The sequence below is a fragment of the Natrinema salifodinae genome (genome assembly GCF_900110455.1).
Lineage (GTDB): Archaea > Halobacteriota > Halobacteria > Halobacteriales > Natrialbaceae > Natrinema > Natrinema salifodinae.
In genome coordinates, this window is sequence record NZ_FOIS01000003.1 from 854817 (window position 1) to 878349 (window position 23533).

A 23533-nucleotide genomic window follows, 5' to 3' on the forward strand; every position below is an offset into this window, starting at 1 on the left:
ACACAAAACATATGTCGCGGAGACGCGGATGCTGTAGTAATAACCGGGCCGGCCGGGTCCCTCGGAGTTTCGAGACTATGACTGATGCCAACCCGACAGCGAACGCAGGTACCGAGCCGTCGGCAGCCGACGACGCCCTCCGGATTTCGACGGTCGAGCGACTGTGCGAGGAGCTCGAGGCGAACGTCTCGCGCGTGATCGTCGGCCACGACGACGTGATCGAACATGTCATCACCGCCGTCCTCGGTCGCGGACACGTTCTGCTCGACGACGTGCCCGGCGTCGGCAAGACGATGCTCGCGCGGTCGATCGCGAAGTCCGTCGACTGTACGTTCAGCCGCGTCCAGTTCACGCCGGACCTCCTCCCGACCGACGTCGTCGGCGTCAACGTCTTCAACCAGCAGACCCGCGAGTTCGAGTTCCAGGAGGGCCCCGTCTTCGGCAACATCGTGCTGGGCGACGAGATCAACCGGGCGCCGCCCAAGACCCAGGCCGCCCTGCTCGAAGCGATGGAGGAACAGCAGGTCACCGTCGACGGGACGACCCGCGATCTGCCGACGCCCTTCACCGTGATCGCGACTCAGAACGCCGTCGAACCGAACCGGACCTACGACCTGCCCTTCGCCGAGGTCGACCGCTTCATGAAGAAGCTCCATCTGGGCTATCCCGATCCCGACGAAGAGGCCGAACTGCTCGGCCGGACGGTCGGGGACCACCCCATCGAGTCGCTCGACCCGATAACCGACCGCGAAACCCTCGTCGCCGCCCGCGAAACCGTCTCGACGGTGCAGGTCGCGGAACCCGTCCGGCGGTACGCGACGCGCCTGGCGGCCCACACGCGCGAGAACGCCCACATCGGCGTCAGCCCCCGCGGGACGATCTCGCTGCTGCGGGCGGCCCAGGCCCGCGCCGTCACGAACGGCCGGGAGTACGTGATTCCAGACGACGTGCAAGCCGAGGCGCGCGTAGTCATGCCCCACCGAATCAAGACGAACGGTCGCGACCGGGACGGCGGCTCGGTCGTCGAGGACGCGCTCGACCGCGTCCCCGTCGAATGAGACTCACGCCTCGGGGCAGGGCCGTCGTCGCCGTCGTGGCCGGTGCCGTCATACTGAGCTGGCAGTTCGGCCCGCGATCGCTGAACGCCGTCGTCGTCCCCCTGGCCGTCGTTCTGCTGGCCGGCCTGGTCGCGGTCAGCCGTACCGACCGGCCGCGGGTCAGCCGCCGGCCCGTCCCCGAGGGGTTCATCGGCGAGGAGCGGACGGTCGCGGTCGACGTCGAGACCGACCGGGCCGTCGCGGCGACGGTCCGCGATACCGTCGGCAACGGGGACGGACCCGGGGACAGCGCCGGTAATGAATTCTCACCGATTTCGGATCCGGTCGCCGAGACGACCCTCGACGGCGACGAGACGCTCTCCTACGAGGTGCGACTCGAGGCACGGGGCCGACACCAGGTTGGCCCGCTCTCGATCGCCGTCCGGGACGTCGTCGGCCTGGTCGAGCGCCGGTTCGAGTACGACGAGACGATGCCGATCCTCGTCTACCCGCGGGTCCGCGACCTGGGACGGGGCAACGCCGCCGACATCCGGACGCTCGCCGGCGTCGCGGACCGCCACGCCCGCGAGGAGTTCGACCACCTCCGGGAGTACCACCGCGGCGACCCCATGCGCGACGTCCACTGGAAGGCCGCGGCCAAGCGGCCCGACGACGACCTGGTCGTCGCGGAGTACGCCGACGACGAGGACGCCGGAGCCATCACGGTCGCCGCCGAGTGTCTCACAACCCGCGCCGACGAGACGGCGTCGGCCGCGGCCAGCGTCGTGACCTACCTGCTCGAACAGGGCGCGACGGTCGGTCTAGTCGTCCCCGATGGGACGGTGCCGCCGGGATCGGGGCGGGACCACCACCGCGACCTCCTGGGGCTGTTGGCCGTCGCCGAACCGGGCGAACTCGACGACCGGACCAGGCGGGACGCCGACGTGCTGGTGCGGACCGATACGACGGAGACGACGGTCGTCGTCGACGACCGCGAGATTCCCTTCGAACGGTTCTACAGCGCGCGTGCCCCGGGTCGGGAGGTGAACGCGAACGCATGAGTACGGACACGGGCACGAACAGGGACGGGAGCGGGAGCTCGGCCAGTCACGCCGGCGAGCGGACGATTTCTGTCGACGCGGACGGGACCGTCGGTACCGCTGCCGTCCGTTATCTGGCGCTTGCCTGCGTCTTCGCCCTGACGGCCTCGTACGTGTCCGTCCTGTACGGCGTGACGCAGGTCGTCGGCGGCAGCGAGTCGCTGCTCGCGATCGTTGGGTTGATGCTCGCCGCGGCGACGATCCTCGCCACGTTGATCCGTCCCCGGACCGCGGCGGGCCTGGCGCTGTCGGCCGCCGGGGTCGGCTTCGCCTACTATCTGACGGCGGCCGGCGTCGAACTCGGCGTCGTCTTCACGGCGTCCGACGCGATCGTGTCCGATACCGTCGCGCTCGCGACCGGGCTCCCGCTGCTTCGGATGGTTCAGGCGGGGATCTGGACGATCGGGTTCGCGCCCGCCCCCGTCTTCCTTTCGTGGTACCTCGCCGTGCGGGGCCGGTACGAGCTGAGCGTGGTTCCTGGCGGCGCCGCGCTCGGCTTTCTCGTCCTGACCGGCGACGCGGGGACGCTCGTCACGCTGGCGGGAACCCTCGCGGCCGTGGGTACCGTCGCATTCGGGGACCTCGAGCGGCGGGGCGGCGCACTCGCGCAGACGGACCTGCTCGCGGCCCTGTTCGCGCTGATCGTCGTCCTCTCGACGACCGTCACCGTCGTCCCCGGCGAACCGGCCGGTCCGACCCACCTGGTCCAGGGCGAGCGCGGTTCGCTGGAAGCGACGATCGACACCGCGCCCGACCGGTCGGGTATCTCCGGTCAGGTCGACCTCTCGCCGGAAGTCCGGTTCACGGTCGAGTCCGGGCAGCGCTCCTACTGGCGGACGGGCGTCTACGACCGCTTTACCGGCGACGAGTGGGTCCGAACCGGCCAGGACAGACGCTACGACGGCCGGCTCGCCGATCCGCCGGGACGCCACGAGACGACCGAGCAGACCGTCACCGCCGAGACCGAACTCGGCATCATGCCGGTCGCGCCCCAGCCGCTCGAACTCGGCGGCGACGTCACGCGCCAGGCGACGGTCTCCAGGCACGACCAGCCGCGGCCCGAAACGCCGCTGCAGGCGGGCGACAGCTACACGGTCGAGAGCGCGATCGTCGAGCGCGACCCGAGTACGCTTCGGACGGCGGGGACGGACTACCCCGACGAGATCACCATGCACTACCTCCAGACGCCCGAGAGCACCTCGAGCGAGTTCCGAGAGCGCACCGCCGAGATCACGGCAGACGCCGACAACCCCTACGAGACCGCGGCCGCGATCGAGGCCCACCTCCGTTCGACGAAAGACTACTCGCTGTCGGTCTCCCGGCCCGACGGCAACGTCGCCGACGGGTTCCTCCTCGAGATGGACGAGGGGTACTGCGTCTACTTCGCGACGACGATGGCCCAGATGCTCCGCGAGGAGGGCGTCCCGGCCCGTTACGTCACCGGCTATACGAGCGGCCAGCAGGTCGACGACGATACCTACGTCGTCCGCGGACTCGACGCCCACGCCTGGGTCGAGGTCTACTTCCCCGACCACGGCTGGGTCCGGTTCGATCCGACGCCAGGCAGTGCTCGCTCGGACGTCCACACCGACCGACTCGAGGAAGCCCGAGCGAACGGCAACGACGCCGCGGACACCGACGAGAGCGAAGACGTTCCGATCCGCGGCGAGGGCGACGACCCGTCCGATCCCGAGTCCGGCGATCCCTCCGAGATCGAACCGCCCGAGTCCGAGCCCGGCGATTTCAACGGCTCACCGACCGACCCGAACGCGCCCAACGGGACGGCGCCGCCGCCCAACTCCACCGACCCGAACGAAACACCGTCCGGAATCGACGGCGGAACGAGCGGGGACGGCTCGACCGCCGACGGTGCGGGCGACGATCTGCCGCTCCCGATCCCGATCACGCGAGAGCTAGCGGCGATCGGGCTCGTGGTACTCGTCGGCCTGGCGGCCGGCGCTCGTCGGACCGACGCGCCGACGCGGGTCAGGCGGACGGTCGGAATCTACTGGCACGGCGTCCGGGGCGAGCCCGACCGGGACGCCGAACGAGCGTTCCGGCGACTCGAACGGTTGCTGGCCCGGCGGTATCGGCCCCGTCGGCGCTCCGAGTCGGCGCGAGCGTATCTGGAAGGGCTGTCGGCGGCAGCCGAAGCCGACAGCGACACGGACGCTGACGCGGGTGGCGCGGACAGAGACGATATCGCGCCGCTCGATCCGCGAACTGAGAGCGTCCTCGCGTCCTACGAACGCGCGAAATACGGCGACGGCGTGGACCGTGACGAGGCCGACGACGCGATCGCCATCGTCGACGACCTCGCCCGGGAGCGCCTCCCCGGGATCGGTCGATTCCGGTGACGGTCGGATACCCCCTTCAAAAAGAACCGCGCGAGGGCATGCGGGTCCCGATAGTGTTTAATATGCCCGTTTCATAGCTACGAACGTAATGTCGGAAGTCTGCTCGACGTGCGGGCTGCCCGAGGAACTCTGCGTCTGCGAGGACGTGGCCAAGGGGCAACAGCAACTCAACATCCGCATTGACGAGCGCAGATACGGGAAAGAGGTAACGATCGTCGAAGGATTCGATCCGAAGGACGTCGATCTCGACAGTCTGTCGTCGGATCTGAAGTCCAAGTTCGCCTGTGGTGGCACCGTCGAGGACGACCACATCGAACTTCAGGGCAACCACTCCGGCCGCATCGAAGAGTTCCTTCGGGACCGCGGCTTCAACGTCGCCTGATGCCCGCGATGCTCTGAGACGACTTCCGAATCCGCGATCGCGTCGCGCCTTTACCAATCCGTTTTCTCGATACCGTGTCCCAAGTAGTGAGTAGTGGCATCTCGGCGGGTAGTCGTGACGGGCCTTCGCGTCCGGCCGAGGCGTGACGTGATGCTAGGCGTACTCCCCGCTGCTCTCCGCCGCTCCGTAGCTATCGCTGGTATCGATCGCCAGGCGAGGACGTCGATCGCCGCGCGGATCGGCTCGTCCGCGGGGTCGACGCGGGAGCGGCAGGCGGAGCACTCAGAAGGGGGATTCGCGCTCGGGTTCCTCGTCGGCCTTGCCGTCGTCCTCGCGGACCAGGCCGAACTTCATGCCGTACTTCTCGAGGCCGCCTGCCATGCTCTGGACGCGGGCGTCGGCGGTGCCCTGATAGGAGCCGATGAGCTGTGCGGCCTGGACGCTGGCCTTGCCGTGAGGACAGACCGTGACGATGTGATCGGCGTCCTCGAGCTCGTCGACTCGGTTGGTGAGCTCGTGGAAGGGGATATTCTCGCTGTCGGGAATGTGACTGTGTTCGAAACTCCGCTCGTCGCGGATATCGACGACGCGAACGTCGGCACCGTCCTCAAGGAGTTCCTTGACCTCGTCAGTGGTAATTTCGCCGTCCATTACCATCGCATTGGACCGGCGTCGGAATAAGGACACGGGTCGGCCGTCCCGAGTTTGGCTCGCGAATCGGACCGGGTCGACACGGGACGCGACGAGGGCCCAGCCGCGGTGTTCGAGTCCGCTGCGGGACCGCTACAGGACGCCGTCTTCCGTCGCGAGCAACAGCGCCGTCAGCGTCGAGTCGTTGGCCGGCTGCTCGCGGGCGCGCTCGAGCGCCCGATCGACCGGCACCGTCGTCACCTCCAGGAATTCGTTGCTATCGAGCGCCCGTTCGCCTGGTTCGAGCCCCTCGGCGTAGACCACGCCGCGGTCGTGGCGCAACACGCCGGTCGCGACCGCGTACTCCTGTAAGAGCGCGGTGCTCGACGGCCGAAAGCCGGTCTCCTCTTCGAGTTCGCGGGTCGCCGCCTGGGTGTAGGACTCGCCGTCCTCGACGATCCCAGCGGGGAGTTCGAGGTGCGTTTCGCGGATCGGCGGCCGGTACTGCTCGACAAACAGGAGGTGGTCCTCGTCGGCGTCGGCACCGGCGCCGGTGTCGCCATCGCCGTCCGCGCCGGTCGCAGCGTCGCTCGTCTCCGCGAGTACGCGCCCGTCGATCCGCGCGACCACGACGACCGCGGGCGGCAAGTCGGCCCAGTAGTAGCGCTTCTCGCTCCCGTCAGGCTGTTCGACCAGATCGTAGCCGCCGTCGTACCAGCCCGTCTCGTACTCGGTCCGTTCCTCGAGTAACTCCCAGTCACCGGGTTCAGTCATCGCCTCCATCTGCGTGCTCGAACCCGTAATAGATGCGCGTTTTTCGGCCGGACGATCGGCTCTCCGCCCGGTCTCGGCTCTGTGACTCGGCGATTCGGCGAAAATCAGCGACCGTCTCCACCCTCGGTAGCCGTCAGGAGCGATCGACGAGCTCCCGATACACGCGTCCGAACGCCTGGCGGCGGAGCGTCGCGACCGCCGCGTCCTCCTCGTTCTGGAACGTCGCCGCGACCGCCTGGCCGGTCGGGCCCGCGTGCCAGGCGACGCGATCGACGTTCTCGTGGCCGACCGTCGTCACCTCGCCGTCGTAGGACTCGCGCCACTCCTCGAACTCATCGCGGTCGCCGACGTGAACCTCGAGCAAGCTCGCGAAGAGGGCATCCCTGGCGGTCTCGACGACGTCGCCGGTGACGCGCTCGTCGTACTCCTCGCGGTCGAACGCCATGGCCTTCGCGACCTCGCGGACGACCGTCTGGGCCGCGGGCCCGACGGCCTCGTAGCGCTCGCGTGCCGCGTCGGCCGATGCCGGCGAAACCATCCCAACCGTGTGCATACCGAACTAGTTCGCGGGCAACCAGTTACGCGTTACGTGTCCGAGCGGACGCCGGACGGGGCGATGGCTCAGTCGCGATCGGTAGCGCCGTCGGCATCGTCGCCGGCCGCGGATTCGTCGGTGTCGGTCCCCTCCGAGTCGTCCTCGTCGGCGTCCGCCTCCATCCGTTGGGTCAGCTCGCGGGCCTCCTCGAGCACCTGTTCGGCTTCGGCGGTCATCGTGCCGCGTCCGGGTCGTTGACTCTGACGGGCGATACCCGCTTCAAGCGAGTCCGGACGGCCCGGTTCGTGCGCGTGATCGTGACCTGTCCCTTCGAAGTCGGGCGTGTCGATCTCTTCGGCGTGCCGGCTGACGATGTCGCCGAGTTCCGCGGGACTGCAGTCGCCCCAGTCGGGAGCGCGTTCTTCGAGCCACTCCCGGTGCTCCTCGCGTCCGAGCGAGGCGGTGATCGCGAGGTGGTTCGCCAGGTGCTCCGCGTCGGCCTCCTCGGCGTCACAGACCGGACAGGCGTATCCCATAGAAGAGGGTACGGACGGACGTGGAAAAACGTCCGGTATACGCTCTCGGTCATCGAGAGATTTCGGGATCTGCAGTTACTGTCGGCGGTGGATGTCGAAATTGTACTGGTTGAGAATAGGTTCGCGTACATTGTGTCTAGCGGGCGAGCGCACCATCCACCGCGACCAAAGAAGGGCATGGCACTTTCCACCACACAAACCGATATGTGTTGATGAATCTAAACTTAATCTTCAATCCGACTACCCGAGTTATGTCACTTCTTTCGATTTTAATGTTGAATATAATGAGGAGAATGGAAACATCGTAGATTTTAAAACAACCACGTTCAGCCGATAGGACTTCGTCAGAATGTTTTTAGGCCCCCAGGACATATTTTTACATACGATCATAATTGAATCCAGATTGAAATGCAAAGACGATCCTTCCTTAGGGGAACTGCTGCAATCGGTGGCGGGCTGATTGCTGGCTGCACACAATTTGCGGATTTCGGTGAAACGTACCGACTGTGGTTTATTCGAATTCATAACGGGACGACACGCCAGCGAAGCGTGGATCTCCGCGTTTTCCGAGATAGTGATTTGATTTTCGAGCGGGAATATACGAATATCTCCAGCTTCCAAGCAACAGAAGAACAGGACGCGACGTTTGCTGCAATGGATAGTGCTCGGTTAGTCGAAGGTGAGTGGGAACTCAAAGCCGGAAGCTACAGCGTTGAGTATCGATTTTCTAGCGACGATTCCTATCATCGAGTTACCATCAGTGAAATAGAGGATCTCGAATCGGAAGACGTGGGAATGAATATACAGTTGCTAGGTCGGAGCCATTCTCAGCCGAGAGTTGGTTTTAAACTGTATCAATTCACGTCCGACGACCAGGCATCGAAGTTCGTCGAAAACGTTTCGCAAGAAAACGTAACCGAGACGAGCGGCTGACGCACCGATAGTCCGACAGCCGTCGATCTGTCCGACATACACCACGGGTTGCCATGGAGAGAGTTGCAAAAAGGTGGCTCATCACCCGACTACTTCCGTGCGAATAATTCGACTCTGTTCCCAGTCTGGTTGCGGTGTCCCGCTAGTCCAGGTTCCGGAGCATCACGATTGCGTCCTCGCCGTTGCCGTAGTACCCCGGTACTCGCCGGAGGGGTTCGAACCCGAACTCGCGGTAGAGCCGCTTCGCGCCGTCGTTCGACCGGCGGACCTCGAGTTTGACCGTGTCGGCCCCGTGGGCCGCGAGCACGCCCAGCGAGCGAGACATGAGCGCGGAGCCGACGCCGTCACCGCGGTGGTCCGGATGCACGGCGATATCCTTGACGTGGCCGAGCGATCGGCCGAGCTTCTGGGTCACGTCGGCGACAACGTAGCCGGCGATCTCGCCGTCCGTCTCGGCGACGAGAAAGCCGGGTTCGCCGAGGAATCGATCGAACGCGTCGTACGGCCAGGGCTGTGAAAACGAAGCATTCTCGATGCGAACGACTGCGAGCAGATCCGCACGCTCCGCGGGTCTGATCGACACCGCCTCGCCGTCCTTGGGAGCGGGCGTCGTCACACGCAAGGGTAATGCTCCGAACGGTAAAAGGGGTACCGTCACGGCAGTCCGGCGGACGTCACTCGTCGGCGTCGTGCTCCTCGTCTTCGTCCTCGTTCTCGTCGCCGAGGTCGGTCGTCGGCTGCTCGTCCTCGGTGCCGCCGTACTGGGTCTGTTCCTCGTCCTCGTCCTCGTCCCCGTTCCCGGCGTCGGAATCGTCGGCCACGCGAATCACTCCGCCGGGATCGCGTCGATCTCGAACTCCTCGGTCAGCTCCTTCAGTTCGTCGAGGGCGCCCTGCTCCTCGCGAAGGTTCTCCTCGAGGAGGTCGGCCGCCTCGTCCATCCCGAGCTGGTCCGCCAGCGGGATCAGGTTGCCGTAGGCGGCGATTTCGTAGTGCTCGGTCTTCTCAGCGGCCGCCATGCTGTGGTAGTCCATCACGTCCTGAGCGGGGTCCATCGAAGTAAACTCCTCGTACTCCTCGAGCAGCCCCTCGATACCCTCGCACTCCTCTTTCTCCGGCGGCTCGCCGAACATGTCGAAGACGTCCTCGAGCCGGTCGATCTGGTCCTGGGTCTCCTCGCGGTGCTCCGCGAACGCCTGGGCGATCTCCTCGCGGTCGGTGTTGTTCTCTAACTCCTCGAGCGCGTCGAGCAGTTGGTGCTCCGCGTGATATATGTCCTCGAGACCGTGCTCGAACAGGTCCTGAATCGTGTCCATGCTCATGGTGTACCCACTCGGTCGTTCACCAGGCGGGCGAAAAAGCCGCAAGCCTGCGACGGCAGGCGAGAGCGTTCGATACCGGCGACGATGGGAAGGCCGTTACTCGGTCTCCGCGGCGTCCTCGACGCGGGTCGGGTGTTTCTCGAGGCCTGCCGCTAGCGCGCGGGCCTGGTCGGGCGTCAGTTCGAATTCGTCCATGTGCGTTGGGAGGTGCTCCTCGGCGAGGTTGTCGAGTTCGAGTTGCAGGCGAACGCTGTCGGGATTCTCGCGGTCGGCGGTCGCGTTCACGACGCCGACCGACTCCCACTCGAATGACTCGCCGACGGCTTTTCCGTCGACGTAATCCAGCGTCGTCGCCCCGGTGACCGATAGCAGTCGATCGGACATATGGTTTGATTCACTCGGTGTGACCACTTATGCGCCGCAACGGGCCGTATCGACGCAGATACTCGCCAGTAAATCACCAGTCCGTGCGCGCAACGCACTCACTCGACCCATGCATCCAGTTCCGAGGGCGCGCTGTCCGGGCGATCCGCCCGCCGTTCCACCTCCGCCACGCCGGTCACTCGCCAGGCCGTTTAATCCGTGACTTCCCCTGCCGTTCGAGCCAAACTTCAGAGGCAATATGCATTCATCAGGTGATCATTGTTCACAAAAGACACAGACAGTCGGCGAATCGAGCGCCTCACCTACCGGCTGTTTTTGCCACGACTAACTCGTCGAGATGCCGGACTCAATTCGGTAATAACGCGGGTCAAACCGGATCAGACGCGTCAGTGCAGTCGTCGCACCGGTATCGTTCGGCGACGGTCATCGATGACGGAGTCGGGCTGCGGCGCCGACAGTTCGTTCGTCGCCAGGCCTCCTGTTCACGTCCGAAGACGCCGAGGTAATCAGGTGTTATCGACGTCATCGGTAGATGACGGCTCGTCACACGGGGTTTCATCCCATTTCACGGTCGGGTCCGACAGACCGAACGCTCATCGATTCGTCGTTCGAAACGAGCACACCTGCGCTCGTCGTGGCGCTCGATAGTCGTCGATGACGCGCGTCTCGACACTGCTCGTTGGTGAACAGTCCGATTTTGGCGAATTATCTGTCGGAGATAGCGGCATAATCCTCCCGTAAGAGAGAGCACGGGTATCGCTTGCAGCCGAAGCGATACTTATGCCGTCAGGATTCGAAAGGGAATCCATGACTGACGCAGCCGAATGCAAACCAGAGCCGGCCGAGCAAGAAGCGGAGGAGCGTGACGACGCCCACCTCGACGACATCGAGGAAGGGGCCGGCTGTACGGAAATCTGGGAGCACCTCGCCGAGAAGCGCGACGAGTAAGTCGAGAATTTCGCCACTGCAACGACCTTTTTGAGCGCGAGTCCCTTATCGAGGTGCATGACCGACAATCGGCCCGGTGATCGCTCGCACCGCCGCGGCGAAAACGGTCGATCGATCCCGACAGACCGCGAATCCCCCGTCGGTGCACCAGTTATCCGGGGCGACGAATCGGTCACCGGGACCCGCGCCCGCGAGGCCGTCCAGTTCGACCCCGACGATCCCGAGAGTCTCGCGGACGCCGCCGAGACCGTCCGCCGGTTCGCTGCCGGCGAAACCGACGACGACCACCTCTATATGCTCCGCGGCGCGGCTGCCTGTGCCGCATTGGTCCGCGGCGAAGGCTCCTACAAGGCCGCCGCCGAACGCGCAGGCGGCGACGCCTCCGTCTCCTTCATCCGCAAGTGGGCCCGCGTCCACGACCTCCCGCGCTCGGTTCGCAAACAGGTCGCGCTCGGACAGATCGCTCCCACCGCCGCCAAACACATCGCCCGGGTCGGTGGCGAGGCCCGTCTCCTCCTCGCCTGGGCAATCCTCGACGGCGATCTCACCGTCCGCGACGTCCGCAGCGTTGCCAGCGCGGTCAACGACGGCACACCGATCGACCAGGCCCTCGCGGATCACGACGTGGCGCTCGGCGAACTCGAACTGACGCTGTCGCCGCCGATATACCGCGATCTCCGGCGTCGCGCGTCCATCGAAGGCGCTGATCCCGGCCAGCTCGTCACCGAAGCCCTCGAACAGTATTTCGAATAACGATACCGGTGTGCTCGACCGACGAAGAAAGAAACGTTTAACCGCTACTCACCGGAATGTGAAATCACAGGGCCGGTAGCTCAGTCTGGCAGAGCGTCTGGCTTTTAACCAGACGGTCGCGTGTTCAAATCGCGCCCGGCCCGCTTTCCTATCGCGAACAAATCCGTGAGCGACAGGTGACGGAATCGGCGAGATTCTGGATAGCGAAGCAAGGGCGTGAGGCCTATTTTGTAACACTCTCACTACGTTCATTGAATCTCGAGTTTCGGTGGCGTTCCTCGTCGCCGATTAATTCGCTCGCGTAGGGCGTCATTGTCTGGATCTTCGCGTTCTTCCCGTGGCTGTTGAACTCGTACACATCACAGAACGCGTGCGCTCGTCCGCTCGCCAATTGCAACGTTCCGTCTACCGCAGCGGTAGCACCGTGCGTGATTATCTGATCACTAGTCAGTTTCACAACGTCGACATCCGTTAGTTGCTCTACGGCTGTCGCGAAGTTATCGACGTCCGCCAGAGTCACGGTGATCCGCATTTCGCCCGCAAATCCCGGGTCGTCCGACTCGAACTCGACAACCTCCACGATCCGCTCGTCGGGTACTAGCGTGACGAACCGCCCGTGATGGGTGTCAGTGTCCTCGGTCGTTTTCCCACCACCCCCGTCCGGGGAGTCCGCGACGTCCCGATATCTGAGCGACACCCTGAACTCGCCGCCTTCGCGGGGATCGAAGCGGTGAACATGAGCGTTCATCCCTTCCGGCGGGAGCCACGTGGCCACCGCGTTGGGGTCGAGGAACGACCGGTAGACATCCGTTCGCGGGGCGTCGATTACCCGGGAGACCACTGTGCTCGGATCCTCGGTGGAGTCGTGGCCCCTGCCCGACTTATCTGGCATGCGCCTCCTCTAGCGTCTGAATGTCGATTTTCCCCATCTGAAGCATTGCCTTCGTGGCTCGGCCCGCTTTTTCGGTGTCCTCGTCACGCAGGAGTTCGGGCAGAACCGTTGGGACGACCTGCCAGGACACGCCGTACCTGTCTTTGAGCCAGCCGCACTGTCCCTCCTCGCCGCCGTCGGCCGTGAGTGACTCCCAGAAGTAGTCGACCTCCTCCTGGTCCGCACAGTCGACGATGAACGAGATCGCCTCGGTGAAGTCGAAGCCGTGTTCTCTCGCGCTGTCCATCGCCGCAAAGCGCTGGCTGCAAAGTGTGAAGTCGGCGAACATGACCGTTCCCTCCTTGTCTGGTTGCTGATCCGGGCTATAGCGGGCGACGTCGTTGACTTCGGCGCCGTCGAACACCGACGTGTAGTACGCCATCGCCTCCTCGGCCTGACCGCACCGCTCACCGACGAACATCAGCGATGGGACGATTTTCCGCTCCGAGATGGAGCCGTCGTGAATCACCTGCCACGACACGCCGTATTCGTCTTCTGTCCAGCCGTACCGGACGCTGAAGGGGTAGGAATCGAGCGGCATCAGTTCCTCACCGCCCCTCGACAACTGCGCCCAGAGCTCCTCCACTGCCGCTGTCGTGGGACAGTTGACGATGAACGAGATTGCCGGAGTGAACTCGAACTGGGGACCGCCGTTGAGTGCGACGAACGACTGACTCTCTAACTCGAAGTTGATCGTCAGGACGCCCCCTACTGGTCGACCCAACGCTTCCGCTGACGCCTCGTCGTACCGGCTAGTGGGTCCGATTGACGAGTCGTCGAATATACTCGTATACCGGTTCACCGCATCCTCCGCGTCGCCGTCGAACCATAGGTTCGGGGTGATCTTCTGCATGGGTTCACCTCTCCCCGTGTACTGACGGTTTGATCCGTGACGAAACTGTTCTCGGTTCGATTTGACGGGTAATTGTCGGCATTGTCGTGTCTCCTGTCGTGGCTTCACTCCGTCGCCAGTTTATCTATCTGCTCGGCCATCTCGTCTTGGGCTTCCTTCCAGGCGGGGTAGGTGCTCTCGACCTTCTTGCGACCGTCCGGCGTCAGCTTCAGTTTGTGGACTCTGGCTTCCGATTTGGCTTCCGTGACCCATCCCTCGTCTGTGAGGCGGTTCGCGCTTCGGGAGAGTGATGTTCGTTCGAGTCCGAGCAGGTCGGCGAGGTCGCTCAGCGGCGACGGCCCCTTCAGGGCCAGCGCGGCGAGAATGGAGAACTGCGTCGCCCGCAGTCCGCGGGGGCGGAGTTTTTCCTCGTAGCGTCGGGTTATTTCCCGTGCTCGCTTGCGTGCCGCGAGACAGTGGCAGTCCTTCGTGGCGGAGAGATCCACGAGACTGATACGCATAGCGTGTATATGCACGTTTCTACCCCTAAGATCCGTTAAACCGGTCTATCAACCCAACAGAATGGTGATGCGAAACGGCGGTCGCCTCAGCGGTCGGTGGCGCCGACGTAGTGCGACGAGAACACGGTCGCCTCGATCTTCCGGAGGTGCTCGCCGACGGTCGTCTCGGGGAGGGCGAACGCGAGTTCGAGTGACGAGTCGTACCGCTCGCGTTCGATGGCGTTGATCGCCTGGCGGGTGACTCCGACAGCGTCAGCGGGAGCACCCTGACTCGATCCCCGCCGTTTTCGATACTGGGCAGGACGTTATTCATCGACGATGGCGGGCCAGGACCAAGAGCACGACCCAGACCACGAACAGCGTCGCGAGGAGCATAGCAACCGGCGTATGCCACACAGGCCATTCGATGTACTCGACGCTTCACGCAGCGTGAGCGCCGGGAAGACGAGCCCAAATTGTTTAACCTATTGGTTTAATATATCGCGAGCTGTATGCTTAACCGGATGGTTGAACAACAGCCGGACGATCTGGATCTCGACGCGGTCTTCAAGGCGCTGGGCCACCCAATCCGTCGAGAAATCCTCGAACAGCTCGCCGACGGCCCCGAGAGCGTCAGTGAGCTGGCCGAACCCCACGACGTGTCGCTGGCAGCGGTCTCGAAGCACCTGCGCGTACTAGAGGACGCGGGGCTCCTCGACGTCGAGGAAGACGGTCGGGTTCGACGGTGCCACCTCGATGCTGCGCCGCTGAGCGACGCGTTCGGGTGGCTGACCCGGTACCGTGTCCTCTGGGAAGACCGCTTCGACGCGCTGGCCGACCATCTGGAGGAAGACGAAACATGACTAACAACGACACCGAACACGGAGAATCGACGACTGACGAGCGGAGTATCACGGTGAGTCGCGTGATCGAGGCCCCACCTAAGCGGGTCTACGACGCCTTCCTCGACCCGGACGAGCTCGCCCAGTGGTTCCCTCCGACTGGCTTCAGCGCGGAGGTCCACCACCTCGAGCCAGAGGTGGGCGGGACCTACCGCATCACGTTCACGGGCGAGACCGAGGAGTTCTCCGATATGAGTCACTCCTTCGGCGGCATCTTCCAGGAACTCGAGCCAGGCGAGCGAATCGTCTACACCGACTCGTTCGAAACCGACGACCCGGGAATGGCCGGCGAGATGACCACCACGGTCACCTTCGAGGAAGTCCCCGATGGGACCGAGGTCACCGTCCGCCATGCGGGGATTCCCGAGGCCATTCCCCCGAGCGACGCCAACGAAGGCTGGATCGACTCGCTCGAAAACCTCGCGGATGTCGTCGAGGAGGCGTAACCATGAGGAAACTCGTCGTCAGCGAGTTCCTGACGCTCGACGGCGTGATGCAGGCCCCGGGCGCCCCCGACGAGGACACCGAAGACGGGTTCGAGCACGGCGGCTGGCAGGTGCCGTACTTCGACGACGTGGACCCGGCCGTCGCCGACGGGCTCGCCGCCGCAGACGCGCTCGTGCTCGGCCGGAAGACGTACGAGATCTTCGCGTCGTACTGGCCGACCGCGAGCGAAGAGAGCCCTTCACTGAGCGGATGAACAGAAATGAAAGAAAAAGGATCTGAGAATTGGATTGTATCTGAGATCGATCTTTGAACGGGCACTGTCTAGTTAAGCACCTCCGCTGGTGTTTGTCCGTTGAATGATTGGTGAGTCCGTTGTGTGTTGTAGTAGTGTACGAACTGTTCAAGCCATTCTCTAACGCTGGCCCGACTGCCCACCCATGAGTTATGGAAGCGGTCGATTCGCATTTTGAGCGTGTGAAACCATTTTTCGATCAGGTTTCGATCACCATAGTCGAGCTGACCGCTCAATCCGAATCGAGAGAGGGCAGTCAGATAGCCGTAGCCATCGACGAGAAACACAGCTTCGGAGAGGTCGTGTTTCTCAGTCAGTCTGTGAACGAATGCGGCGGCTGGATCGGTGCCTCGTCGGCCAAAGACTGCGACATCGAGAATTAACCGTGAGTCGAGGTCTATTGCAGCGTACACCCAAGACCAGTCGCCGTTGATCTTGACAGCGGTCTCATCAATGGCAACCCGCGACGGCTGCGCCGTCGGCGGGTCTGGCACGCTGTCAGCCAGCCGATGTACCCACTGCCAGATCGCTTGATGAGAGCGGTCAACGCCGATCAAGCGAAGAATCGCTTGTGTCTTTCGAAGCGAACAACCGGTCGTGTGGAGCCGGACGGCGAACGCCCTGATGGACGTCGCCGTCCGCTCGTTCTCCCATGATTCTTCTCAATTCGCCTCATAGCTCTCGCTGAGCAGGTCTGCGAGCATCAACCACCTCAACTATACGTTGTCAGTCGTACAGAGATCGTAGGCTACCAGATGCTCGAGTTGTGCGGATCCGTTTTCTGAGAACAGAGAGACCTCGGTGCTTTCCCAGTCAGGATAAATTAAATTCGTCATTGTTTTCTGTCCATCGTTAGCAAAGATTTCGACCGAAGACCGGTCGACAAGGACGTGGAGTTTAATCGTCCCATCGTCACGTCTTTCTAACGAGGTGGTTGTTTCATCGTAGAACCCATCCTCGAAGAATTCGCCTGAATTCGACCGGTTAAACCGTAACTCCTCCTCTCCTGCGTCATATGTGACTACACTCTGTTGATCTTCTCCCTCTCGAACACGGAGTCCGACTTTTTCGGCACTCTGTGGATCAATAGTGGCATCGATCTCGAGTGTACGGCCTTCTACATTCGTTCCTTCTAACGGGTCTCTACCCGGTGTAATCCTTTCTGAACACAGTTTTGCCAGCGTTTCTTGTCGTGTTTTAGTGATCTCTTTCGCTGGATGCTGGAGGACTTCGAGAGAGCCATTCTCCTTTCGGAGGGTGATTGTTCGCGGTATCGTCATCGCTCCCTGCCAACCTGGATCCGGTGCATCCATCGCATATTCCCAGTTCCCCATCCAGGTGATGTTCAGTCCGTCGTCGTCTGGTGCATTCCCCCAGCGTTGAGTAGCATAGAAGTCGTATCCGTAATCCGCCCTAATGATTTCCTCGACAATGAACTCCGTTCCGTCGAAATCACCGATATGGTATTCAACGGATCGCAGTTCGATCGGTGAAATGGGAATGATCCACTTCGTCTCATCCGTTCCTTCGACTGGATGTTCAAAGAGACTTGGACATTCCCATCCGTTATCGCCCTCGTCTACATATGTGCTCTCGTAGGTCCAATCGAGCAGATTTTCCGAACTATAGATCTCAATTCCTGCTGGCCGGTCTTCGGTTCCCTCAACCCGGCCAACAACCATTCTCCAACTTTCGTCTGGCTCGTACCAGAACGGCTTTGGATCGCGGAAATTATCCTCATCGCTCTCAATTACTGGATTCTTTGCATAGTTATGGACCGTCTCACCGTTATCTGTACTGTAGGCAATCCGTTGGTCCTCGAACCCCTCATCATGGTGGCCAGTATACATGGCAACTAACGCATCCTCACCGAATCCTGCGGTGTTCTCCGTGTCAATAACTGCCCCGCCGGAGAAGGCCTGCATCGATTCAGTATCGGGAACCTTCGTTCCATGTTCAGTCCAGTTGATGAGGTCCGTGCTTGTCGCATGATCCCAACGTCGTCGATCCGCACCCGCTTGATAGAACAGGTGGAAGATACCTTCGTGATAGACTAGTCCATTCGGATCGTTCATCCACCCTTCAGAGGGGGAGAAGTGATATTCTGGCCGCCACGGATGCGGGTCTTCTACATCTTCAGATACGCTCTCTGTTGCCGAAACACTGCTACTGGCACTGCCGAGTGCTACAGTTGACAAAAGACCAGCTCCTACCGTCTGAATCATCCTCCGACGGCTGAGTTCCGATGACTCTTTCATCGATTCCTCCTTCATTTGTGAACGACTATTTTGATCCACGCTCACATCGATCACGCTCAATGATTAAAATAATTCGATCATGTTTGTTTTATACTATTCCGAATGAAATATATAGAGGATCGATCAACTAGTGGAAGAAAGAAAGACTACGTTTAGTGAACCAAATGGGGAATTAATGTTTGAGAGGCCCTAATTCTCGTCATTTTGGTCGTGCAGTATGTGCACAACGAGACGGGTAGGCTATAGGTAGTTCAATGGGCTGATTTTCCGTCGGTGTGGGAACTGTCCTCGGGGTCACCGTAGCGGGCGGGAGCACCCTCTCGAGCAGCGCATCGACGACGTCGATGAGCGTGTCGTCGACGACCGCGGAGACGACCGGCGTCCGGCGCTCCACATACGGTTAGCTAACGACACCAAGGCGAACACCTTGCTGCTGGAGCGCACTACCCGCTCGATACCGAGTTAGGTGGCTCGCCGGGAACGTCCGACGAACGGATCACGGACGTCCCCGGTGCAATCGTTCTATCAGGCACGCCCCCGCGCCAAGCAACCCGGAAATTCCACGTATAGTTAGCATTTATACGCGATTTTTCCGCCTTCTCAGCAATCTCGAGATCAAGCTCCGGCAACTCGGCTTCACCTGTGTCAGGGTCCTCGGTGAGCTTGTGAGCGTTCGCTGTCCCAGGCTTGCCCTCGTCGCGCTTGAGATAGCCGAGGTCGGTCAGGTTCGCGAGCACGTTCCGGACAGTGCGCTGGGTATAATCGCCCTCCAGACGCTCGTAAACGTCGCTGGAGGTGAACCGGCCATGCCCTAACTTACGGGCTGCCTCAGTGACGGCGAGTGTCGCCTTCGAGTGGGCGCTAACGACCGGAGCCTCGGCAACGACCGGAAGGTCGTCGCGAAGAGCCGAGGTGTGAGCAAAAACGACCGTCGGCTCGTCGGATCGGCCAAACCGAAGGGTGGCTTGCATCGTCTGGTCTTTGAGCATGTGATCGCAGTAGTCATTCGCAATCTCGCCGCCGTAATCGAGAGTATTGCCTCGACCGGTGCGTTCGATCTCCTCGCCGGCGAGAGCTGCCCACTTCTCGACGACTTGATCGCCGAAGTGCTGTACACCGAGGATTGCGCCGACATTCCGCTCGCCGAGGGCGTCGCTGCCGGTCACGTTGAGGTAGTGATCAACAGCGCTCGTCCGCTTCTCGATGTCGTCGCCGAGATATTCACGTACTTTCTTAGTGGTGATCACGGCAGGGTCCTCGCCGTACTTCTCGCGAGCAGTATCGAGGATGGCAAGCGGCCCACCGAAGTTGTTGCCGTCCAAGTCGCCGCCGTAGGTGTTAATGTTCCTGCTCGTCTGGACGACTCTCGTGTTCATCGTCTGCTCGAGGAATTGACGACGCTCGGTTGCGGTGCTATGGACGTCTCGACGCTCGGCATCGCGACCGATCGCGAGCCGCCAGAGTCTCGGGCGGGCAGTCGCGTCAAGACCTATCAGTGGACACTTCTTGCCGTCTCGTGCGACGAACTCCGGGGGGTTATGAACGATGACGCCGTGGAGGTTCCGATCGACAAGGATCGTAGCGCCGGCGTGAGTGACACGCTTTAGGTTTGTACCGGCCTCGCGGTCGAACGAATACTCGGTAGTGGTAATATCAGTCCCGTCGCCGATCGCGCCGGCAAAGAGTAGCCAGGCGCACGGATGGGCATACCCGTCCTCCGAAAAGACGGCGAGCTCACGACACCCTTCGCGCCCGCCCTCGAGAGCGGTTGCTGCTGCTTCGACGAGACTGGTGGCGTCACGGCGTTCGCGAGCGGCCCCTGTGGCCGCCTGGACCAGTTCCTCAAGGTCACCTGCGATAGGGAGCTCGGCATCGAGTTCTTCGGGAACGAGATCGATATCGATCGTCTCATAGCCGGGCAAGTCATCGCCGGCTCGGCCCTCAGTGAACGACGCCTCGGTCGTACTCTCGAGCGCGCTGGCCAGACGATCGATGATGCAATCTTCGACATCGTTGAGAATACCGTAGACCTCGCTGGGGTCGGCACCGAGACGCTCGGCTGCCTGACGCTCGCCGTAGACAGTGTTTGTCGCTTCTTCGGCTCGATCCTTCGCCGCCTCGACGGCGTCACGAGCGTTCGCGAGCGCATCGACGGGAAGGCAAGGCGGAATTTCGGTTAAGTCAAGGAGTGCTGTCTGGAGGCCCTGCAGGGCGTTCATGTCTTCGCAGAGGTCATGAAAGTCCTCGAAGGCATCCTCGGCAGTGTTGATCGCGGTAATCGCGGCGGCGGCAGCTCGGAGGCGAGCGGCGATCGAGTGAATTTGCGGGAGGTCGCTCGCTTCACCGTCGAGCCACGCCGACACCCACGAATCGTCGGCGAGATCTGCGTCCAGAAGGCTCTCGACGTCACCAACGTCATCGGTAAGACAGCTGGCGAGCCAGGTCGCATGATCACGCCAGTCTTCGCCGTAACTGTTCGCGTATTTGAGGCCAGGGAACTCGTCGATGACCACGGCTCGAGGCTGCGTTATCCGATCGCCGTTCTCGTTCCTGCCGTACCAGGTCCGGGCGCTTTCGACGTGCGCGTGACCGTGGCCACCGATGAGAAGATCGATCGGAGCGTCGGGATCCGTGAGCCGTTCCCAGGCGCGGCTGTACTCACAGTCTCCGCTTTCCTGGCAGGGGAGTTCCTCACCGAACAGCGCGTTGGCGCGAATGTGTATCTCGGCGGGAGTGTGCCCCAGTGCTCGTGCGGTTTGGACGACGAGCCGCCAAGCGTCGCCGTATTCGCCGTTCGCAGTGGGACAGCTCCCCCGTTCGAGAGCGACGTCTTCGCCGGCCTCCTTCTCATCACTCTCGGGGTCGAGAGGTGCCTCGATGGTGTCGAGGAGTGCATCGCGGTCCTCGAGAAGCGTCTTGCCCTGCTCGCGAACAGCTCTGATGGCTTCGAGGAGTGCCGCGTCGTCAACGCGGTTCTCGGTCAGCACTGGGAGGTGAGCAAAGCTCACTCCTGTCTCGCGGGCGTACTCGACGGCTTGCTCCTTGAGCTCGTTCCGTCCGGCGAGGTAGGTCGTCGGGTTCTCCTCGGCGGCTTTGATCGTCGAGTAGGTCTTTCCGAGCGCTGGCAGGGTGGTGACGAGCTGGGCGCGATCACGCACCGTCCCGGCGTTTCGCAGTAGTTCCTCAACGCGATCACGGGCTTCATTGAGTGTCTCTACACCGACCTCGGCGCTTGCGTCGTCGAGAACGCGAGCAGCCGGCGGGAGAACGGCGACGTGTTCGAGGAGCGTCGCGCGCCACTCGGGCAGCGGAGCGCCGTAGTCCTCCCGCGCCAAAGCGTAGGCGCGTTTGAACGACTCTCCGCGGAGTCGTTCGCCCTCGCCGTCGAGAAGACCATTCTCGAGAGCGACGAACTCAAGCGGCGAGAAGGACACCTCGTGCTCAACGCACCAGAAGCCACGTCCGTAGCCGGCGAGAACGCGTTCGCCGCTGTCGCTGTCTTCCCAGACTGGGTCGACCTTCGCGGTTGCCGTACCGTTCGGGTTCTCGACGGTGACGGTCGACTTAGCCCGCTCAAGAACGTGCTCGGGTTTGAGTTGACTGACGGCCCCAAAGACGTAGCTCGTGTTATTGGTGAGCGCCGTCTCGTCGAGATACTTCGGAAGCGGAGCGCCGTGCTTCTCCCGGGCCAGCTCATAGCCGCGTGTGTACTCCTGATAGGTAGCGCCCTCCTCTGGCGAGGTTACTATCTCCTCGGTGGTCGCGACAGCGAGGGCTACGTCGCCGACATCTTCGAGCGTCTCGACAGGCTTCTCGAGGTCGGAGGGTTGGACAGCCCGCGCGGCCCGCACGGCGTCGTCGGGATCAATGACGACCGCCTGATCGAGAAGGTCGCGCGGGTCGTCCTTCCCGTCGTCCTCCCCTTCGACGTATTTGGGGATCGGCGCTCCCGCCTCATGGGCCTTGGTGACGGTTTCCCTGAACTCCGCGCCTTCAAGCGGATGCCACGGTTTCAAGATGATCCCTTGCTCGGCAGCGAACAGGCTCAATAGACTGAATGCGTGGCCCGTCTTGTGGTCGTGAAAGACAGGTTCGCCCGGCGGACGGTGGAGACTGTCGCCCCCGCTGCTCGGTCGGTAGCTCGACGGGTCCCACTTCTCCCAGCCCGTCGCGTCTGTCCCGACCTGTCGGGTGCGGAGTGGAAGGTCGCAGGGGAGCAGCTGTTCAATCGCGTAAAAGACGTCTCGGATATCGTCGGTCGTTTCGTCGCCGGTCGCGCTGGGTTCGTAGTCGTCAAGCTCCGGGCGTTCGCGGTCCGTATCGTGCCCCTCGGGATCGTGCTTGTCCGCTTCGGGGACGTACTCCTTGAGCAGCGCCTTTAGCTCCTCGCCGTCCCACGGGTTAATCTCGAGCGGTGTCCCAGGGACGTGCTCACCAGTTACGACACAGACGCGTTTGCCGTCGTAGATCTCGATCTCCGGGATGTCATCATTTGCACCCCAAGGCTCGTCGTCGATCGCGAACTTCGCCTGCTTATACCCCGACGGGAGTTTACCCACGTAGAGCGCGTGGACACCGCTCCCGGACGTCGAAATGTCGGCATACGTGATCCCTAATCGCTCGAGGACAGCGACGAATTGGGGATGTACCTCGCCGCTCTCGGGACACCGGACGTCGTCACCGTCGATGAACGCGAACGGGTCCGGATCGTCAGTGTACGGATTATCTTCCCGTTCGAGGATCGCCACGTGACCGTCTACCCGTGGATCGCTCTCTACCCACTCGTCGACGGTCGCCTTGTCCGCCCAGTTCTCCGTGTTACTCCATTTCCAGGAGCCGTTCCACGGCGCCCAGGGCATCTTGTCCCGGCGGGCCATCCAGAACCCGCGCTTTTCCCAGGCGGGCGGCCAGACGTTGGCCTCGGGGACGGTGAAGTCAGCCCCATCCCACACCTCGTTCTGGCTGCCCGATTCGTTTGCCTCTGTGCCCGGACTTTGGTCACCAACTTCGTCCTCCTTGCTGGCACTCTCAGTATCGTCGTCAGAGTCCGCGGGGAAGTGCTGGGCGCATAGGCTTCCCGCACGGGTCGGGTCGACTGCCTCTCGCTCGCAGCGCGGGAGTGTACACTGCCGCCCGGGAGGAACTCCCGTCACAGCTGGCACCTCCAGTTATCGCGAGCCTGACACTGCTGATCCTCGTCCTCAATGTAACACCCGCAGTACTCGCAGATTGGCGGGCGGACCTTGATAGTCCGGCTCACCGAAACTGCCCCCAAGCTCGGAGAGTGGTGAGCAGTCGCCCAACGAGCGAACTGCTTAGATCACAACTCCGAGAGGAGGCAATCGACCAACAGCGGAGTGACCGCTGTTGGATTGTAAGGAAAATGGTACAAGCCAAGGGCCGGATTTGAACCGGCGGTGGGCGGCTCTGCAGGCCGCTGCGTTCGGCCGGACTCTGCCACCTTGGCGCAGTTCTCTCTTGTTACTGCGATCGTTTAAGCATAGCGGTACGGAACAATCCTTGTCGTCTCTGTATCAGGTAAATATGCAAAAAACCCCTCACGGCCACCGAGCGGTGGCTATCGAGGGGGGAATGGATAGAGAGTATGAGTGGATGGCGGCGAATCGGAGTTTCCAGAGGCTCGCGCACTCCAGTACTGGCCGATACGCAGGCGGGCTTAT

23 protein-coding genes, 2 tRNA genes and 2 pseudogenes are annotated in these 23533 nt (G+C 62.5%); 11 read left to right on the forward strand and 16 right to left on the reverse strand.

What is annotated here, in order from left to right; all coding sequences use genetic code 11:
• Positions 1-77: 77 nt before the first annotated feature.
• The 4 genes from BMY29_RS14215 to yciH all read left to right on the forward strand — a co-directional run bounded on the left by BMY29_RS14215 (position 78) and on the right by yciH (position 4876).
• The gene (locus BMY29_RS14215; RefSeq protein ID WP_049991715.1) at positions 78-1058 is read left to right on the forward strand and encodes an AAA family ATPase; all 981 of its coding nucleotides are present in this window, start codon (positions 78-80) and stop codon (positions 1056-1058) included.
• A complete protein-coding gene (locus tag BMY29_RS14220; protein ID WP_049991714.1) occupies positions 1055-2098 on the forward strand; it encodes a DUF58 domain-containing protein in 1044 nt (347 codons plus the stop codon). The genes BMY29_RS14215 and BMY29_RS14220 overlap by 4 nt, the downstream gene beginning before the upstream one ends.
• Complete coding sequence (locus BMY29_RS14225) at positions 2095-4494, forward strand: transglutaminaseTgpA domain-containing protein (protein ID WP_049991713.1); 2400 nt, start codon at positions 2095-2097, stop codon at positions 4492-4494. Before BMY29_RS14220 ends, BMY29_RS14225 begins: the two co-directional genes overlap by 4 nt.
• Positions 4495-4582: 88 nt before the next feature.
• Positions 4583-4876, forward strand: coding sequence for a stress response translation initiation inhibitor YciH (gene yciH, locus BMY29_RS14230; RefSeq protein ID WP_049991712.1), 294 nt, complete (start codon positions 4583-4585; stop codon positions 4874-4876).
• A gap of 282 nt (positions 4877-5158) precedes the next feature.
• On the opposite strand, the gene BMY29_RS14235 is transcribed toward yciH, so the two are convergent.
• From BMY29_RS14235 to BMY29_RS14250, 4 genes are all read right to left on the reverse strand, one after another.
• Complete coding sequence (locus BMY29_RS14235) at positions 5159-5527, reverse strand: rhodanese-like domain-containing protein (RefSeq protein WP_049991711.1); 369 nt, start codon at positions 5525-5527, stop codon at positions 5159-5161.
• 132 nt (positions 5528-5659) lie between these two features.
• Positions 5660-6280, reverse strand: a complete 621-nt coding sequence (locus tag BMY29_RS14240; protein ID WP_049991737.1) for an NUDIX hydrolase — start codon at positions 6278-6280, stop codon at positions 5660-5662.
• 133 nt (positions 6281-6413) lie between these two features.
• A complete protein-coding gene (locus tag BMY29_RS14245) occupies positions 6414-6833 on the reverse strand; it encodes a DUF5809 family protein (protein WP_049991710.1) in 420 nt (139 codons plus the stop codon).
• A 68-nt stretch (positions 6834-6901) separates the two neighbouring features.
• The gene (locus BMY29_RS14250; protein ID WP_049991709.1) at positions 6902-7351 is read right to left on the reverse strand and encodes a DUF5810 domain-containing protein; all 450 of its coding nucleotides are present in this window, start codon (positions 7349-7351) and stop codon (positions 6902-6904) included.
• 408 nt (positions 7352-7759) lie between these two features.
• Between BMY29_RS14250 and BMY29_RS14255 the strand changes: the two genes are divergently transcribed.
• Entirely contained in the window at positions 7760-8284 is a 525-nt protein-coding gene (locus tag BMY29_RS14255) for a hypothetical protein (protein ID WP_143067708.1), read from the forward strand.
• Positions 8285-8426: 142 nt separating this feature from the next.
• On the opposite strand, the gene rimI is transcribed toward BMY29_RS14255, so the two are convergent.
• From rimI to BMY29_RS14270, 4 genes are all read right to left on the reverse strand, one after another.
• Entirely contained in the window at positions 8427-8900 is a 474-nt protein-coding gene (gene rimI / locus BMY29_RS14260; protein ID WP_049991707.1) for a ribosomal protein S18-alanine N-acetyltransferase, read from the reverse strand.
• A gap of 58 nt (positions 8901-8958) precedes the next feature.
• A complete protein-coding gene (locus tag BMY29_RS21155) occupies positions 8959-9105 on the reverse strand; it encodes a hypothetical protein (RefSeq protein ID WP_173424946.1) in 147 nt (48 codons plus the stop codon).
• A gap of 5 nt (positions 9106-9110) precedes the next feature.
• Positions 9111-9605 carry a ferritin-like domain-containing protein gene (locus BMY29_RS14265; protein ID WP_049991706.1) on the reverse strand — a complete coding sequence of 165 codons (495 nt, stop codon included), beginning with the start codon at positions 9603-9605 and terminating at the stop codon, positions 9111-9113.
• A gap of 96 nt (positions 9606-9701) precedes the next feature.
• The gene (locus BMY29_RS14270) at positions 9702-9989 is read right to left on the reverse strand and encodes a DUF6360 family protein (RefSeq protein WP_049991705.1); all 288 of its coding nucleotides are present in this window, start codon (positions 9987-9989) and stop codon (positions 9702-9704) included.
• 807 nt (positions 9990-10796) lie between these two features.
• On the opposite strand from BMY29_RS14270, the gene BMY29_RS21160 reads away from it, so the two are divergent.
• The 3 genes from BMY29_RS21160 to BMY29_RS14280 all read left to right on the forward strand — a co-directional run bounded on the left by BMY29_RS21160 (position 10797) and on the right by BMY29_RS14280 (position 11833).
• Positions 10797-10937, forward strand: coding sequence for a hypothetical protein (locus tag BMY29_RS21160; protein ID WP_173424945.1), 141 nt, complete (start codon positions 10797-10799; stop codon positions 10935-10937).
• 57 nt (positions 10938-10994) lie between these two features.
• Complete coding sequence (locus tag BMY29_RS14275; protein ID WP_049991704.1) at positions 10995-11690, forward strand: DUF7119 family protein; 696 nt, start codon at positions 10995-10997, stop codon at positions 11688-11690.
• A gap of 69 nt (positions 11691-11759) precedes the next feature.
• Positions 11760-11833: transfer RNA gene (locus tag BMY29_RS14280), tRNA-Lys, on the forward strand.
• Positions 11834-11913: 80 nt separating this feature from the next.
• Here BMY29_RS14280 and BMY29_RS14285 read toward each other — a convergent pair.
• The 4 genes and pseudogenes from BMY29_RS14285 to BMY29_RS20435 all read right to left on the reverse strand — a co-directional run.
• Positions 11914-12582, reverse strand: coding sequence for an SRPBCC domain-containing protein (locus tag BMY29_RS14285; protein ID WP_074854771.1), 669 nt, complete (start codon positions 12580-12582; stop codon positions 11914-11916).
• Positions 12572-13474, reverse strand: coding sequence for a VOC family protein (locus BMY29_RS14290; protein ID WP_049991703.1), 903 nt, complete (start codon positions 13472-13474; stop codon positions 12572-12574). Before BMY29_RS14290 ends, BMY29_RS14285 begins: the two co-directional genes overlap by 11 nt.
• A gap of 104 nt (positions 13475-13578) precedes the next feature.
• Positions 13579-13959 (reverse strand): MarR family winged helix-turn-helix transcriptional regulator, encoded by a 381-nt coding sequence (locus tag BMY29_RS14295; protein WP_160290122.1) that lies wholly within the window; start codon positions 13957-13959, stop codon positions 13579-13581.
• 101 nt (positions 13960-14060) lie between these two features.
• Positions 14061-14264, reverse strand: a pseudogene (locus BMY29_RS20435) (helix-turn-helix transcriptional regulator); the annotation flags it as partial.
• A 213-nt stretch (positions 14265-14477) separates the two neighbouring features.
• Between BMY29_RS20435 and BMY29_RS14305 the strand changes: the two are divergent.
• Genes BMY29_RS14305 through BMY29_RS20680 form a run of 3 tightly spaced genes read left to right on the forward strand, consistent with a single transcriptional unit; the run spans position 14478 to position 15555 of the window.
• Positions 14478-14816, forward strand: a complete 339-nt coding sequence (locus BMY29_RS14305) for an ArsR/SmtB family transcription factor (RefSeq protein ID WP_049991701.1) — start codon at positions 14478-14480, stop codon at positions 14814-14816.
• Positions 14813-15301: an SRPBCC domain-containing protein gene (locus BMY29_RS14310; protein WP_049991700.1), complete on the forward strand. Its 489-nt coding sequence runs from the start codon at positions 14813-14815 to the stop codon at positions 15299-15301. The genes BMY29_RS14305 and BMY29_RS14310 overlap by 4 nt, the downstream gene beginning before the upstream one ends.
• Positions 15302-15303: 2 nt before the next feature.
• The gene (locus tag BMY29_RS20680; RefSeq protein WP_049991699.1) at positions 15304-15555 is read left to right on the forward strand and encodes a dihydrofolate reductase family protein; all 252 of its coding nucleotides are present in this window, start codon (positions 15304-15306) and stop codon (positions 15553-15555) included.
• A gap of 68 nt (positions 15556-15623) precedes the next feature.
• Here the strand turns inward: BMY29_RS20680 and BMY29_RS14320 are convergent.
• The 4 genes and pseudogenes from BMY29_RS14320 to BMY29_RS14335 all read right to left on the reverse strand — a co-directional run bounded on the left by BMY29_RS14320 (position 15624) and on the right by BMY29_RS14335 (position 23319).
• Positions 15624-16298: pseudogene (locus BMY29_RS14320) on the reverse strand (IS6 family transposase).
• Positions 16299-16310: 12 nt separating this feature from the next.
• Positions 16311-17867, reverse strand: a complete 1557-nt coding sequence (locus BMY29_RS14325) for a glycoside hydrolase family 32 protein (RefSeq protein WP_081985507.1) — start codon at positions 17865-17867, stop codon at positions 16311-16313.
• A gap of 428 nt (positions 17868-18295) precedes the next feature.
• The gene (locus BMY29_RS21165) at positions 18296-23005 is read right to left on the reverse strand and encodes a hypothetical protein (RefSeq protein WP_177179247.1); all 4710 of its coding nucleotides are present in this window, start codon (positions 23003-23005) and stop codon (positions 18296-18298) included.
• 238 nt (positions 23006-23243) lie between these two features.
• Positions 23244-23319, reverse strand: a tRNA-Cys gene (locus BMY29_RS14335).
• Between the last annotated feature and the right edge of the window lie 214 nt (positions 23320-23533).